This is a genomic window from Janibacter zhangyanbonis, from assembly GCF_050507325.1.
GTDB lineage: Bacteria > Actinomycetota > Actinomycetes > Actinomycetales > Dermatophilaceae > Janibacter.
Genome location: NZ_CP191481.1, coordinates 3035050 through 3048808 on the forward strand (window position 1 = coordinate 3035050; position 13759 = coordinate 3048808).

The 13759-nt window shown below is 72.7% G+C and carries 10 protein-coding genes; 9 read left to right on the forward strand and 1 reads right to left on the reverse strand.

Features of this window, described 5'->3' with window-relative positions; all coding sequences use genetic code 11:
• Nucleotides 1-10: 10 nt before the first annotated feature.
• Nucleotides 11-1825 (reverse strand): NAD(P)/FAD-dependent oxidoreductase, encoded by a 1815-nt coding sequence (locus ACQBJO_RS14945; RefSeq protein ID WP_421008952.1) that lies wholly within the window; start codon nt 1823-1825, stop codon nt 11-13.
• A 125-nt stretch (nt 1826-1950) separates the two neighbouring features.
• Between ACQBJO_RS14945 and ACQBJO_RS14950 the strand changes: the two genes are divergently transcribed.
• From ACQBJO_RS14950 to ACQBJO_RS14990, 9 genes are all read left to right on the forward strand, one after another.
• On the forward strand, nt 1951-3189 hold the full coding sequence (locus ACQBJO_RS14950) for a GAF domain-containing protein (protein ID WP_421008834.1): 1239 nt from the start codon (nt 1951-1953) through the stop codon (nt 3187-3189).
• 9 nt (nt 3190-3198) lie between these two features.
• The gene (locus ACQBJO_RS14955; RefSeq protein ID WP_421008835.1) at nt 3199-4470 is read left to right on the forward strand and encodes an MFS transporter; all 1272 of its coding nucleotides are present in this window, start codon (nt 3199-3201) and stop codon (nt 4468-4470) included.
• Between the two features lie 235 nt (nt 4471-4705).
• Nucleotides 4706-6283 (forward strand): alkaline phosphatase D family protein, encoded by a 1578-nt coding sequence (locus ACQBJO_RS14960; protein WP_421008836.1) that lies wholly within the window; start codon nt 4706-4708, stop codon nt 6281-6283.
• 113 nt (nt 6284-6396) lie between these two features.
• The gene (locus ACQBJO_RS14965; RefSeq protein WP_421008837.1) at nt 6397-7836 is read left to right on the forward strand and encodes a cytochrome ubiquinol oxidase subunit I; all 1440 of its coding nucleotides are present in this window, start codon (nt 6397-6399) and stop codon (nt 7834-7836) included.
• Nucleotides 7837-7850: 14 nt separating this feature from the next.
• Nucleotides 7851-8903 carry a cytochrome d ubiquinol oxidase subunit II gene (cydB, locus tag ACQBJO_RS14970; protein WP_421008838.1) on the forward strand — a complete coding sequence of 351 codons (1053 nt, stop codon included), beginning with the start codon at nt 7851-7853 and terminating at the stop codon, nt 8901-8903.
• 2 nt (nt 8904-8905) lie between these two features.
• Nucleotides 8906-10555: a thiol reductant ABC exporter subunit CydD gene (gene cydD / locus ACQBJO_RS14975; protein WP_421008839.1), complete on the forward strand. Its 1650-nt coding sequence runs from the start codon at nt 8906-8908 to the stop codon at nt 10553-10555.
• The gene (gene cydC / locus ACQBJO_RS14980; RefSeq protein ID WP_421008840.1) at nt 10552-12282 is read left to right on the forward strand and encodes a thiol reductant ABC exporter subunit CydC; all 1731 of its coding nucleotides are present in this window, start codon (nt 10552-10554) and stop codon (nt 12280-12282) included. The genes cydD and cydC overlap by 4 nt, the downstream gene beginning before the upstream one ends.
• On the forward strand, nt 12257-12685 hold the full coding sequence (locus ACQBJO_RS14985) for a BlaI/MecI/CopY family transcriptional regulator (RefSeq protein WP_255184495.1): 429 nt from the start codon (nt 12257-12259) through the stop codon (nt 12683-12685). Before cydC ends, ACQBJO_RS14985 begins: the two co-directional genes overlap by 26 nt.
• Nucleotides 12682-13737, forward strand: coding sequence for a M56 family metallopeptidase (locus tag ACQBJO_RS14990; RefSeq protein WP_421008841.1), 1056 nt, complete (start codon nt 12682-12684; stop codon nt 13735-13737). The genes ACQBJO_RS14985 and ACQBJO_RS14990 overlap by 4 nt, the downstream gene beginning before the upstream one ends.
• Nucleotides 13738-13759: the final 22 nt, after the last annotated feature.

Consider the following 13759-nt stretch of genomic DNA (forward strand, 5'->3'; position numbering starts at 1 on the left):
TCGGCGAAGCTCACCCGAGGTGGTGCACCGGCGCCAGGGCGTGGACCGGGGTGTCGAGCCCGACGTGCCGGGCCTTGAGCTGCAGGGCGAGGTAGAGCGAGTAGTGCCGCGACTGGTGCAGGTTGCCGCCGTGGAACCACAGGTTCTCCTGCTGCGTCGGCTTCCACATGTTGCGCTGCTCGCCCTCCCAGGGGCCCGGGTCCTTGGTCGTGTCCGAGCCGAGACCCCAGACCTTGCCGACCTTGTCCGCGACCTCCTGGCTGATGAGGTCGGCAGCCCAGCCGTTCATCGAGCCGTAGCCCGTCGCGTAGACGACGAGGTCGGCCTCGAGCTCGGTGCCGTCGGCGAGGACCACCGCGTCCTCGGTGAGGTGGTCGAGCTGGCCCTTGACGAGCTTGACGCTGCCGTCGGCGACGAGCTCGGCCGCGCCGACGTCGATGTAGTAGCCGGACCCGCGCCGCAGGTACTTGAGGAAGAGCCCCGAGCCGTCGTCACCGAAGTCGAGGTCGAAGCCGGCCGCCTCGAGCCGCGCGTAGAAGTCGGCGTCGACCTGCTTCATCTTGTCGTAGAGCGGGATCTGGAACTCGTGCATGATCCGGTAGGGCAGTGACGCGAAGACGAGGTCGGCCTTCTCCGTCGTCATCCCCGCCGCGAGCGCCCGCTCGGAGTAGAGGTCACCGAGACCGATCTCCATGAGACTCGCGCTCTTGACGATGTGCGTCGACGAGCGCTGCACCATCGTCACGTCGGCTCCGTGCTCCCACAGCGCGCCGCAGATGTCGAAGGCGGAGTTGTTGGACCCGATGACGACGACCTTCTTGCCGGTGTACCGGTCCGGTCCCGTGTGCTGCGACGAATGGTGCTGCTCGCCGCGGAAGATGTCCTGACCGGGCACGGTCGGCACGTTGGGCTTGCCCGACATGCCGGTCGCGAGGACGAGCTGCGTCGGCCGGAGGGTCATCGCCTGACCGTCGCGGTCGATCTCGACGGTCCACTCCCCCTTCGCCTCGTCGTAGCTGGCGCTCTTGACCGTCGTGGAGCCCCAGTAGGGCACCTCCATGATCTTCGTGTAGCTCTCCAGCCAGTCGCCGATCTTGTCCTTGGGGGCGAAGACCGGCCAGTTGTCGGGGAACTTCAGGTACGGCAGGTGGTCGTACCAGACCGGGTCGTGCAGGCAGAGGGACTTGTAGCGCTGCCGCCACTGGTCGCCGGGTCGCTCGTTGCGGTCGAGCACGAGCGAGGGCACCCCGAGCTGGCGCAGCCGGGCGCCGAGGGCGATGCCGCCCTGTCCGCCGCCGACGACGAGGACGTAGGGCTGGGTGCTCACGCCCATCGCCGCGTCCTCGGCCTCGCGCTTCTCCTTCCAGCTGAGGCGCTGTGGGTCGACGCCGTGCTCGGCCCCCTTCGGCCGGTACTCGCCGCGCGGCTCCTCGTGGCCCTTGAGCTCGTAGAGGGTGGTGAGGAAGGTCCAGGCGCGGTCCTCGCCGTCCTCGGTGACGAGCCGGGCGAGCCCGCGGCCGCGGCCGACCGCGGTCTCGAAGGTGAACCAGGCGGTGATCACCCCGTCCTCCTCGGTCGCCTCCTCCGAGATGGCGAAACTGCGAGCCGCGGTCGCACGCGCCGTGCTCTCGAGCAGCTCGCTCACCCCCTCCCGGTGCTCGACGGTGGTGAGGTTCCACGAGAAGGCGACGAGATCTCGCCAATAGCTCTCGGTGGCGAAGAGATCTGCGGCAGCCGCCACGTCCTGCGCCGTGAGGGCCGCCTCGAGGGCGCCGAACCAGGCCGTTGCCCGCTCGGTCGCCGTCGTCGTCTGCTGCTCGGTCATCTGGGTCACGATCCGCTCCTTTGCGTTGTACCGTGACCCACACAACTCCGGCAGCGGCGCCGGGCGACAGGGTTGCATGACGTTGCATCCCTCCCGCTCCCCCGCCGTCGGGTGAGGAGCGAGCCATGGACCCGAGCGAGCGGGAGCGTGCGCGGCGGCGCGACGCCCACCTCGGCGCGTGCTCGAAGGGCGATCCCCCCGGCCGCGCGGACGTCATCGCGTCGTGGCGAAGGGTGAGCGCCGCGGGGGTCGACCCCGGCGGACGGCCCCGCATCGCGCCCCTCGACGAGGCCGAGGTGCAGCGCCGCCGCACCCACCACGGGCTCGACCGCATCACCTCCGAGCTCACCCCCTACCTCCAGTCGGTCGTCGACGGCGGCCACCTCGTCGTCGTCACCGACGCCGACGGGCACGTGCTGTGGCGGATGGGCCGCCCCGGGGTGCGCCGCTTCGCCGACGACCTCGGCTTCGTCCCCGGCTCCGAGTGGACCGAGGGCAATGTCGGGACCAATGCCATCGGCACCGCCCTCGTCCTCGGCGAACCGGTGCACATCCAGGGCTCGGAGCACTTCGTCGAGTCACACGCCCGGTGGGGGTGCTCCGCCGCTCCGCTGCGCGACCCGTGGACCGACGAGGTCGTCGGGGTCGTCGACATCAGCGGTCCGCGCACGGCGATGCACCCGAGCGTGCTCGCGACCGCGGCCATGGCCTCCCGGCTCGCCTCGATGGAGCTGCTCGAGCGGCACCGCCGCTCCCTCGACGAGCTGCGCACCGGGTCGGGCCACGTCCTCACCCGCGTCAGGAGCCCCGCCGCCGTCGTCGACCGCGCCGGGCACGTCGCCGCGACCTCCGGCCTGCTGACCCAGCGGCGGGTCGCCCTGCCCGACGACCTCCAGCCCGGCGTCGTCCACCTCGCCGGGCTCGGCGACGTCGTCGTCGAGCCGTTGCCCGGCGGCTGGCTCCTGCGCGGCGGGCCCGCCGAGCGCCCGCTCGCGCCGCGGGCCGTGCTCGACCTCACCGCCGAGCCGAACATCGAGGTGGTCGCCGAGTCCGGCGCGTGGACGCGGCGGCTCACGCCCCGCCACGCCGAGCTGCTCCTCGCGCTCGTCGGCGCGGGCGACACGGGGCTGACCGCCGCGGCCCTCGCCGACGAGGTCTTCGCCGACCCGAGCAGGGTCGTCACGGTCCGCGCCGAGATGTCCCGGCTGCGGCGGGTGCTCGGCGGGCTGCTGCTCGCGCGCCCCTACCGAGTCGCCCCGACCGTCGACCTCGAGGTCCGGTGGCCGCCGAGCGGGACGCAGTTGCTGCCCGGAGCCAGCGCCCCCGTCGTCATCCGTGCGCGGGGGGCGCTGGCGCGGGCGTAGGGTGACGCGGTGCGCCGCCTCCGGGGCCTGCTGGCCGACACCCGCCCCCTGCAGGTGCCGGCATACCGCCGCCTCTTCACCGCCCAGATCATCACGGTCATCGGGGCTCAGCTGACGGTCGTCACCGTCCCGGCGCAGATCTACTCGATGACCGGGTCGAGCGCCTACGTCGGGCTGACCGGCATCTTCGGGCTCGTGCCGCTCGTCGTCTTCGGCCTCTACGGCGGCTCGCTGGCCGACCACTTCGACCGGCGTCGGATCCTCACCGTGACGACATGGGGCCTGATCATCACCTCGGCCCTGTTCTTCGTGCAGGCTGCGCTCGGCAACACCAACGTCTGGCTGCTGCTCGCGATCTTCTCCCTGCAGCAGGCCTTCTTCGCGGTCAACCAGCCGACCCGCTCGGCGGTCTACCCACGCATCCTCCCGCCCGAGCTGCTGCCCGCCGCCAACACGCTCGGGATGACCGTCTTCACTGGCGGCGCCATCGCCGGCCCGCTCGTCGGTGGCGCGCTCATCCCGCTGCTCGGCTTCTCCTGGCTCTACCTCGTCGACACGATCTGCCTCTTCGCGACGCTGTGGGCGGTCATCTCGCTGCCGCCGCTGCCGGTCGAGGCGGTCGCCGGGTCGACCCCGGGGCTGCGCTCGGTGCTCGACGGGTTCGTCTACCTCGCCGGGCACCCGGTGCTGCTCATGTCCTTCGTCGTCGACCTCATCGCGATGATCTTCGGCATGCCGCGAGCGCTCATCCCCGAGATGGCGCACCTCGACTTCGGCGGGCCGGTCGACGGTGGACTGGCCTTCGCGGTGCTCTTCGCCGCCATGCCCGCCGGCGCCTTCCTCGGCGGGGTGATGTCCGGGTGGGTCTCGCGGGTGGAGCGGCACGGCCTGGCCGTCGTCGTCGCGATCCTCGTGTGGGGTGGCGCGATCACCGGCTTCGGCACCGCGGTCGCCCTCGCCGACGGGTCGGCCGGCCTCTGGCTCGCGGTCGCCGTCGTCTTCTTCGCTGCGGGCGGAGCTGCCGACGTCGCTTCCGCGGCCTTCCGCTCGACGATGCTGCAGAGCTCGGCCACCGACGCGATGCGCGGTCGCCTGCAGGGTGTCTTCATCGTCGTCGTCGCCGGCGGCCCTCGCGTTGCCGACGTGCTCCACGGGCTCGTCGCCGGGCAGATCGGCGCGGCCACGACGACCATCGTCGGCGGCCTGCTCGTCATCGTCCTGACGCTGCTCGCCTCGGCGCTCGTGCCGGCCTTCGTGAGGTATCGGGTGCCGCGGGCCTGACGCCGGTGGTCTCGAGGCTCGCAAGCTCGCACCTCGACCAACGGGGCGGATCTCGGGGGGTCTCGAGGCTCGCGAGCTCGCACCTCGACCAGCGAAGGGGGCCGCTCCTCGACCAGCGTCGGGGAGGAGCCTGACCAAAGGCTGACCGGACCTTCATGCACGGACCACGCTGCGGGGCAGGCGGGTTCACCCAAGTCGGCGGACGGGTTCACCCGACGACGACAGGCTGCGGGCCATGAGCCTCAGCCGTCGCCACGTCCTCGCCGGTGGTCTCGCCGCCGGCACCGCCACGATCATCGCCACGCCCGCCTCCGCCAGCACCCTCACCGCTGCGGGACCGGTGCGGACCTCCCCCTTCGCCCTGGGTGTCGCCTCGGGTGACCCGACCCCGACCGGCGTCGTCCTGTGGACCCGGCTGGCGGTCGACCCGCTCGCCCCCGACGGCAAGGGCGGCATGCCCGGCCGGGACATCACGGTGCAGTGGGAGGTCGCCGACAACGACCGGATGCACCGTCCCGTCGCCCGCGGCGCGGTCCCCGCTCGGGCCGCCGACGCGCACAGCGTGCACGTCGAGGTCGAGGGTCTGCGGTCCGGCCGCGAGTACTGGTACCGCTTCCGCGTCGACGGTCACCTCAGCCCCGTCGGCCGCACCCGCACCGCCCCGCGGCGCGACGAGATGCCGGCATCGCTCGCGATGTCCGCGGCCAGCTGCGCCAACTGGGAGGCGGGATTCTTCACCGCCTATCGCTACCTCGCAGACGACGTGCCGGACCTCGTGCTCCACCTCGGCGACTACCAGTACGAGGGCAGGGGCACCACCAACCCGGCCGCGCCGCGGGTCCACGCGGGCGACGAGACCGTGACGCTCGAGGGCTACCGCCTGCGGCACGCGCAGTACAAGACCGACCCCGACCTGCAGACCGCCCACGCGATCGCCCCCTGGCTCGTCGTCTGGGACGACCACGAGGTCGACAACAACTGGGCCGGCGGCGTCCCCCAGGACACCAAGGCGCCGGAGTGGAACGACACCCCCGAGCGCTTCCTCGCCCGGCGGGCCAATGCCTTCCGCGCCTACTACGAGAACATGCCGCTGCGCCGCTCCTCGATCCCCCGCGGCTCCGACATGCAGATCTACCGGCGCCTCGGCTGGGGCCGGCTGGCGAGCTTCCACATGCTCGACACGCGGCAGTACCGCGACGACCAGGCGTGCGACGACGGCTGGGACACCAACTGCGAGGCGGCACTCGACCCGAGCCGCACGATCACCGGCGCCGCGCAGGAGCAGTGGCTGCGAGAGGGCCTCTCCCGCAGCGGTGCTCGCTGGGACTTCCTCGGCCAGCAGGTCTTCTTCGCGCAGCGCGACGGCAAGGTCGAGCAGGACCTGCTCCATACGAGCAACGACGCGTGGGACGGCTACGTCGGCTCGCGCGACCGCGTCACCCGCGCGTGGGTGGACGCCGGTGTGCGCAACCCCGTCGTCCTCACCGGTGACGTCCACAAGCACTGGGCCGCCGACATCAGGACCGACTACGCCGACCCCGACTCCCCCGTCGTCGGCACCGAGCTCGTCGCCTCGTCGATCACCTCGGGCGGCAACGGCAATGCCACGTGGTCGGACCCGATCATGGCGTGGAACCCGCACCTGAAGTTCTCCGGCGACCAGCGCGGCTACGTGCGCACGACGGTGACGCCGGCGGGGATGCGCGCGGACTTCCGCTCGGTCGACCGGGTGACGACGCGCGGTGGTGCCGCCTACACGCAGGTGAGCTTCGAGGTCGCGGACGGGCAGCGAGGGCTGCAGCGCGTGGGGTGACCCGTGGGGCGAAGGGAGGCCCCGCCGCGTGATCTGCGGCGGGGCCTCCCTTCGTCCGGGTGTAGCATCTACTACGTCATGTCGTACTCATCGACGTAGTAGAAGGAACCGGGATGGACGTCCTCGACCTCGCGCGGTGGCAGTTCGCGATCACCACCGTGTACCACTTCTTCTTCGTGCCGATCACGATCGGGCTCTCCGCGATCGTCGCCTGGTACCACTCGCGGTGGATCCGCACGCGGGACGAGTCCCACCTGCGGATGGCGAAGTTCCTCGGCAAGCTCTTCACGATCAACTTCGCCCTCGGCCTGGTCACCGGCATCGTCCAGGAGTTCCAGTTCGGCATGAACTGGAGCACCTACAGCCGCTTCGTCGGTGACATCTTCGGCGCGCCGCTGGCGCTCGAGGCGCTGCTCGCCTTCTTCCTCGAGTCGACCTTCCTCGGCCTGTGGATCTTCGGCTGGGGCCGCATCCCCGAGCGGCTGCACGCGGCCTGCATGTGGATCGTGCACATCGGCACCCTGCTGTCGGCCTACTTCATCCTCGCGGCCAACTCCTTCATGCAGCACCCCGTCGGCTACCGGATCAACCCCGAGACCGGTCGCGCCGAGATGGCCGACTTCGTCGCGATCCTCACCAACGAGGTCCAGCTCGTCGCCTTCCCCCACGTGATCACCGCCTGCTACCTCGTCGGTGGCGCCCTGGTCCTGGCCGTGGGCCTGCACAAGCTGCGCCAGACCGTGACGAAGGGGGGACCCGACACCGATCGCAGGATGTACCGCCACGCGGCCCGCCTCGGTGCGGTCGTCGTCCTCGTCTCCGGTCTGGGTGTGGCCATCAGCGGTGACCTCCAGGGCAAGGTGATGACCGAGGTCCAGCCGATGAAGATGGCTGCGGCAGAGGCCCTTTACGACACCCCGCCCGAGGGCCAGTGCGCTCCCTTCTCCGTGCTGACCGTCGCCGGCCTCGGCGGCGAGGACCCCACGCACGTCATCGAGATCCCCTGCCTGCTCTCCTTCCTCGGCACCGGGAGCTTCGACGGGGAGGTCCGCGGCATCGCCGACCTCGAGGCCGAGTACCGGGCGAGCTTCGGCGACGACGAGCTGACGCAGGCCGACACCTACGTCCCACCGATCGCCATGACCTACTGGAACTTCCGCCTGATGATGGCCACCGGGTTCTTCGCCATGGCCGTCGGGGCCTGGGTCCTGTGGGCCACGCGCAAGGACCGGGTGCCGATGCAGCGGTGGGTCTTCCCGATCATCGTGCTCACCCCCCTCGCCACCGTCCTCGGGCACAGCTTCGGCTGGATCTTCACCGAGGTCGGCCGCCAGCCGTGGGTCGTCTTCGGCGAGATGGCCACGCACACGGCCGTCTCCCCTTCGGTCGGCGCCTCCGACGTGTGGACGTCGATGATCGTCTTCACCCTGCTCTACGGAGGCCTGGCCGTCGTCGAGGTCCGACTCCTCCTCTCCTACATCCGCGCGGGCGCCGAGCCCTTCGAGCAGCCACGCCTCGTCGAGGACGACGAGCCGCTCGAGTTCGCCTACTGACCGGGAGCACTGACATGGATCTCATCACCATCTGGTTCGTCCTGCTGGCGGTCCTGTGGACCGGCTACCTCGTCACCGAGGGCTTCGACTTCGGTGTCGGCATGCTCCTGCCCGTGCTCGACAAGGGTGGGGAGGAGCGGGAGACGCGGCGGCGCACGATGCTCACGACCATCGGCCCCCACTGGGACGGCAACGAGGTGTGGCTGCTCACCGCGGGCGGCGCGACCTTCGCGGCCTTCCCGCACTGGTACGCGACGATGTTTTCCGGCATGTACCTCGCCCTGCTGCTCCTGCTCGTCACGCTCATCCTGCGCAACATGGGGCTGGAGTACCGGCACAAGCGGCACGACCGTGAGTGGGTGCGCCGCTGGGACCTGGCGATCGTCGCCGGCTCCTACATCGCCCCCTTCGTCGTAGGTGTGGCCCTGACCAACCTCGTCGCCGGCCTGCCGATGACCGAGCACACGATGGGCAGCACCGCCTACACGGAGTTCGACGGCACCCTGCTCAGCCTCTTCACGCCGGTCGCGGTCCTCGGCGGGCTCACCGTCGTCGCCGCCTGCCTCACCCACGGCGCGCACTTCCTCGCGCTCAAGACCGACGGCCCGATCCGCCAGCAGGCGCGCTCGGTCGCCACCCGCGGTGGCCTCGTCACGGCGGTGCTCGCCGTCGCGCTCTTCGTGTGGCTCGGCGCGCAGCGCGGCACCGCCGTCTCGTGGGTCGTGTCCGGCGTCGCCGCGGTGGCGCTGCTCGCCGCGATCGCGGCCAATGCGAAGGGGAGGGAGGGCTGGGCCTTCGTCGGCACCTCCGTGACGATCGGCCTGACGGTCGTCAGCTACTTCGTCATGCTGGCGCCCAATGCCATCAACGGCCGCGGCGACAGCCCCGACCTCACCCTCGATGCCGCCGCGAGCTCGCCGATGACCCTGGAGATCATGACCTGGGCGGCCGTGGTCTTCACCCCGATCATGATCGGCTACACGGTGTGGACCTACTGGGTCTTCCGGCGGCGGCTGCGGGTCGAGCACATGCCCGAGCACGAGCCGGCGGGCGCGGGGGCGCACTGACGATGCGGCCCTTCGACCCACGCCTGCTGCGGGCGGTCCCGGCGACCCGCCGGCCGGTCGCCGCCCTGGCAGCCATCGGCATCGCGCAGGGCATCGCGACGATCGCGACGGCCTTCGCCCTCGCGTCCCTCGTCGTCGCGGTCGTGCGTGGGTCTGACCTGCTCGCACCGCTGGCGTGGACGGGTGGGCTCTTCGCCGCCCGCGCCCTGCTCGGGGCCCTGTCGGAGACCGTCGCGGCGCGGGCCGGCGCCGCGGTGGCGACCGGACTGCGGGAGCAGCTGATCGCGGCCTGGGCTGCGCGTGGTGAGCGTGGACTCCCTTCGCGCACAGGGGCGTTGACGCTCGCGGTGCAGGGCACGAGCACCGTCGAGCCCTATGTCGCGAGGTACCTGCCCGCCCTCGTCGGTGCCGCCGTCGTGCCGGCCCTCGCCATCGCCTGCCTCGTCGTCGTCGACTGGCCGAGCGCGGCGATCGTCGTCGGCACGGTGTGGCTGCTGCCGCTCTTCGCGGCGCTCATCGGTGCGACGACGCAGGCCGACACGGAGCGCCGGTGGGGTGCGCTCGCCGACCTGTCGGGGCACTTCCTCGACGTCGTGCGCGGGCTGCCGACGCTCGTCGCCTACGGGCGCGCCGAGCGGCAGACCGCGACGATCGCCGAGGTGAGTCAGCGGCACCGGCGGGCGACGATGCGCACGCTGCGGCTGGCCTTCATGTCCGCCGCGGCGCTCGAGCTGCTCGCGACGATCTCGGTGGCGATCGTCGCCGTCGTCGTCGGCCTGCGCCTGACGCACGGGTCGATGGACCTGCTCGTCGGGCTCACGGCGATCCTCCTCGCACCCGAGGCCTACTGGCCGATTCGTCGGGTCGGCACGGAGTTCCACGCCGCCGCCGACGGTGCCGCCGTCCTCGACGAGATCCTCGCCGAGCTGGCGCCCTCTGACCCCACAACTTCGCAAAACCCTAGGGTCCTGCAGGGTTCGGGGGGCGCAACGTCGCAGGACCCTAGGGTTTTGCAGAGTTCCGGCGGCGGGTCTGCGACGGGCGAGGTCGTCTCGGTCACGGGCGTCGACTACACCCACCCCGGGGCGAAGGGGGCGACCCTCACCGGTGTCGACCTCGTCGCCGGTCGCGGCCTCACCGTCGTCACCGGGCCCTCTGGGTGCGGCAAGACGACGCTGCTCGAGGTCATCGCCGGCACCCGCACCGCCGACCGCGGCGAGGTCGTCGCCGGACCGGTGCACATGGTGACGCAGCGCCCCTTCCTCGGCGCGGGCACGCTGCGCGACAACCTGACCATCGGTGGCCCGCAGGAGTCCGCGGACCTGTGGCAGGTGCTGCGCGAGGTCGGCCTGGACGGCGTCGTCGCCGGGCTGCCCGACGGGCTCGAGACCCGGATCGGCGATGACGGCTTTGGGCTGTCGGCCGGGCAGCGCGCCCGACTCGTGCTCGCCCGCGCGATCCTCTCCCCCGCACCCGTGCTGCTGCTCGACGAGGTCACCGCGCACGTCGACGCCGACTCCGTCGCCACCCTCGGCGAGGTCATCGCCCGGCTCGCGAAGGAGCGCACGGTCATCGCCGTGACCCACCAGCCCGACCTCGTCGCCCGCGCCGACGAGCACGTCGCCCTGCGCCAGCCGGAGGTGGCCCGATGACCCGATGCACTCCCCCTTCGCCATCGGTCGCGGACACCCGTCGACCCGCTGCCGGCCGCCTGCTGCACCTGAGCCGCGGGCTCGTCGTCGCCGGGCTGCTCGGTGGGGTCGCCACCGCCGCCGGCATCGCCCTGACGACGACGTCCGGGTGGCTCATCGTCCGCGCCGACCAGCGGCCGCAGATCATGCTGCTGCTCACGGCGATCGTCGCGGTCCGCACCTTCGGCCTGGCGCGGCCGGTCTTCCGCTACTGGGAGCGGCTGCGCAGCCACGACACCGCGCTCGCCGATCTCGCCGACGCGCGGACGAGCACCTATGCCGCGCTCATCCCGCTCACGCCCGCGCGACTGGGCCGGCGCGGTCGGGCCGAGGTGCTCACCGGCGTCGTCGACGACTTGACCGACGTCGTCGAGGCCTCGGTGCGGGTCACCGTACCGGCCCTGTCGGCCCTGCTCGCCGGGGTTCTCGCCGCCGCCCTCACCGCCCTCGTCGACCCGTGGGTCGGGCTCGTGCTCGCCGCGATGCTCCTCGCCGTCGCCGGGGTGGCCGTGGTCGCCGACCGGCTCGAGTCGCGCTCCCAGACGCAGGTGCTCGCCGCCCGCGCCGAGGTCGCCCGGGTCGCGCAGCTGACCGCCGGGCAGGCCGACGAGCTGCGCGTCGTCGGCGGCACCGAGACCGCCGCCGGCTGGCTGCGCGCGGCCCACGCCGAGCTGCGGGAGAGCGTCGCCCGCCAGTCGCGGGGCCGATCGCTCTCTGCCGCAGCGGTGCTCGTCATCACCAGCCTCGCCACCCTGGCCGCCGCCGCCCTCGCAAGCACCTCCGGCGCGGACACCCCCGTGCGAGCCCTGCTCGTCCTCGCCCCCGTCGCCACGGGTGAAGCCCTCGGCGTGCTCACCGATGCCACCCGTGCCCTCGCCCGGGCCCGCGCCTGCGCCGCCCGGCTCGACGAGCTGCTCGACCAGGAGCCGGCCGTCGTGCCGCCGCCAACCCTGCAAAACCCTAGGGTCTTGCAGGGTTCGGGGTCGCGCGGGGAGCCGCGGGCCCCGCGGGCGCCGCGGATCGAGCTGCGCGGGCTGACCGCGGGCTGGATCGACGGCCGCACCGACCTCGGGCCGGTCGACCTGACCGTCGAACCGGGCGAGCACATCGCCATCACCGGGCCCAACGGCAGCGGCAAGTCGACCCTGCTCGCCGTGCTCGCCCGCCACCTCGATCCGGCGACCGGCAGCTACACCGTCGACGGCACCGATGCCACGACCGCGCCCCTCGACGACGTGCGGGCGCTCATGGCGATCGTCGACGACGAGCCGCACGTCTTCGCCGGCACCCTGCGGGCCAACCTGGCGCTCGCCGCACCCGAGGCGGACGACGAGGCGCTCGTCGACTCCCTTCGTCGGGCCGGTCTCGGCTGGTGGCTCGACGGCCTCGCAGACGGCCTCGACACGCGGGTCGGTGCCGGGGGCCGCGGCATCTCCGGCGGGGAGCGGGCGCGGCTGTCGATCGCCCGCGCCATCGCCAGCGGGCGGCCGGTCATCCTGCTCGACGAGCCCGTCGCCCACCTCGACCACCCGACCGCCGACGCCGTCATCGCGGACCTGCTGCAGCACGCCGGCGACCGGTCGGTGATCATGGTGACCCACCACGGTGTCGGCCTCGACCGCATGGACCGCACCATCACCATCGCCAGGGAAGGAGCCACCCGTGGCCAGGAATGCATCCCTCGGTGACCTCGAGCAGGCGATCATGGACGTCCTCTGGGGCGCCGACGTCGACACCGGTCTCACCGTCCGCGAGGTCCTCGCGCGCCTCACCGGCCGGGATCTCGCCTACACGACCGTCATGACGGTCCTCTCCCGCCTCGAGGCGAAGGGAGTGACCGCCCGCGAGCGCGACGGCCGCGCCTGGCGCTACCGCCCGGCCGCCAGCCGGGAGTCGCTCACCGCGGAGGCCATGCGCAGCCCGCTGCACGACCTGAGCGACCGGGAGCGGCAGGCGGCGATCCTGCACTTTCTGTCGGAGGCGAGCGCCGACGACCTGGCCGCCGTGCGCGAGGCGATGGCCGAGGTGGAGGCACGCGGCGACCGGCCACGACGGCGACGCGGCCGGGGTGCGGCAGACTCGCACGGGTGATCGCTGCCCTGCTGCTGCTCTGCGCAGCGGCACTCCTCACCGCACCGCGCCTGCTCGCGCGGATCGAGCGGCTGCGCACCAGCCCCCGCGCTGCACTCCTCGTCTGGCAGTCGCTCTCCCTCTCCGCCGTGCTCTGCCTGCTCACCGCGGCCCCGCTGGCTCTCGTGCACCACGGACCGCGCTGGTCCACCCCCGAGGTCGTCGTCCTCGTCGTCGCCGCAGTCGCCGGGCTCGGTGTCCTCGTGCGCCTGCTGGTCAACGGGCACGACGTCGGCACCCGCATCCGCGCCGCGCGCGCCCAGCACCGCCAGCTCGTCGACCTCGTCGGCCGGCACGAGGGCGATCACACCCGGGTGCTGCCCTCGCAGCGCCCCTCGGCCTACTGCCTCCCGGGCGCCGGCTCGCGCCTGGTGCTCACCGAAGCCGCGCAGGCGCTGCCCGACGACCAGCTCGCCGCCGTCGTCGCCCACGAGGAGGCGCACCTGCGCTGGCGGCACGACCTCGTGCTCGAGTTCTTCACCGTGCTGCACACCGCGACCCCGCCGCTGCTGCGCACCGACGCCGCGCTGCGCGAGGTCGCCCTGCTCGTCGAGGTGCTCGCCGACCGGGCGGCCCGCGAGGAGGTCGGCGAGGTCGCACTCGGTCACGCGCTCGTCTCCCTCGCCGAGGCCGCCGGCAGCGACCTCACCCCCGGCGCCTCCCCCGGCGCCGGTGCGGCGGCCGCCCGGATCCGGCTGCTCGCCGCCGACGACCCGGCCCCGTGGCAGACCTGGGTGCTCTACGGCATCTGCGTGGCGGCCTTCGTCACGCCTCCCGTGCTCGCGGTGATGGTCGGGGTCTGGGCGCCTGCCCCGGGCCACCAACCCTGCAGGACCCTAGGGTTTTGCGGAGTTGGGCTCGGGTCCTTTGCGGGCCTGGCTAGTCCTGGTCGGGGCGCACCGGCCGCCAGCGGGCCGGGCCGGTCTCGTCGACCTGGGGCGGACCCCACGTGCCGCCCGTCGTCGGGTGCGAGGGCGGCGGGGGCGGAGGGACGCTCCCCCGCGGCTGGCTGAGGAAGTCGCCGTGCCGGCCGGC

Coding starts and splice junctions, on each gene's coding strand:
- ACQBJO_RS14945 (WP_421008952.1), bottom strand. CDS start 1,825: ATGACCGAGCAGCAGACGACGACGGCGACCGAGCGGGCAACGGCCTGG.
- ACQBJO_RS14950 (WP_421008834.1), top strand. CDS start 1,951: ATGGACCCGAGCGAGCGGGAGCGTGCGCGGCGGCGCGACGCCCACCTC.
- ACQBJO_RS14960 (WP_421008836.1), top strand. CDS start 4,706: ATGAGCCTCAGCCGTCGCCACGTCCTCGCCGGTGGTCTCGCCGCCGGC.
- ACQBJO_RS14965 (WP_421008837.1), top strand. CDS start 6,397: ATGGACGTCCTCGACCTCGCGCGGTGGCAGTTCGCGATCACCACCGTG.
- cydB (WP_421008838.1), top strand. CDS start 7,851: ATGGATCTCATCACCATCTGGTTCGTCCTGCTGGCGGTCCTGTGGACC.
- cydD (WP_421008839.1), top strand. CDS start 8,906: ATGCGGCCCTTCGACCCACGCCTGCTGCGGGCGGTCCCGGCGACCCGC.
- cydC (WP_421008840.1), top strand. CDS start 10,552: ATGACCCGATGCACTCCCCCTTCGCCATCGGTCGCGGACACCCGTCGA.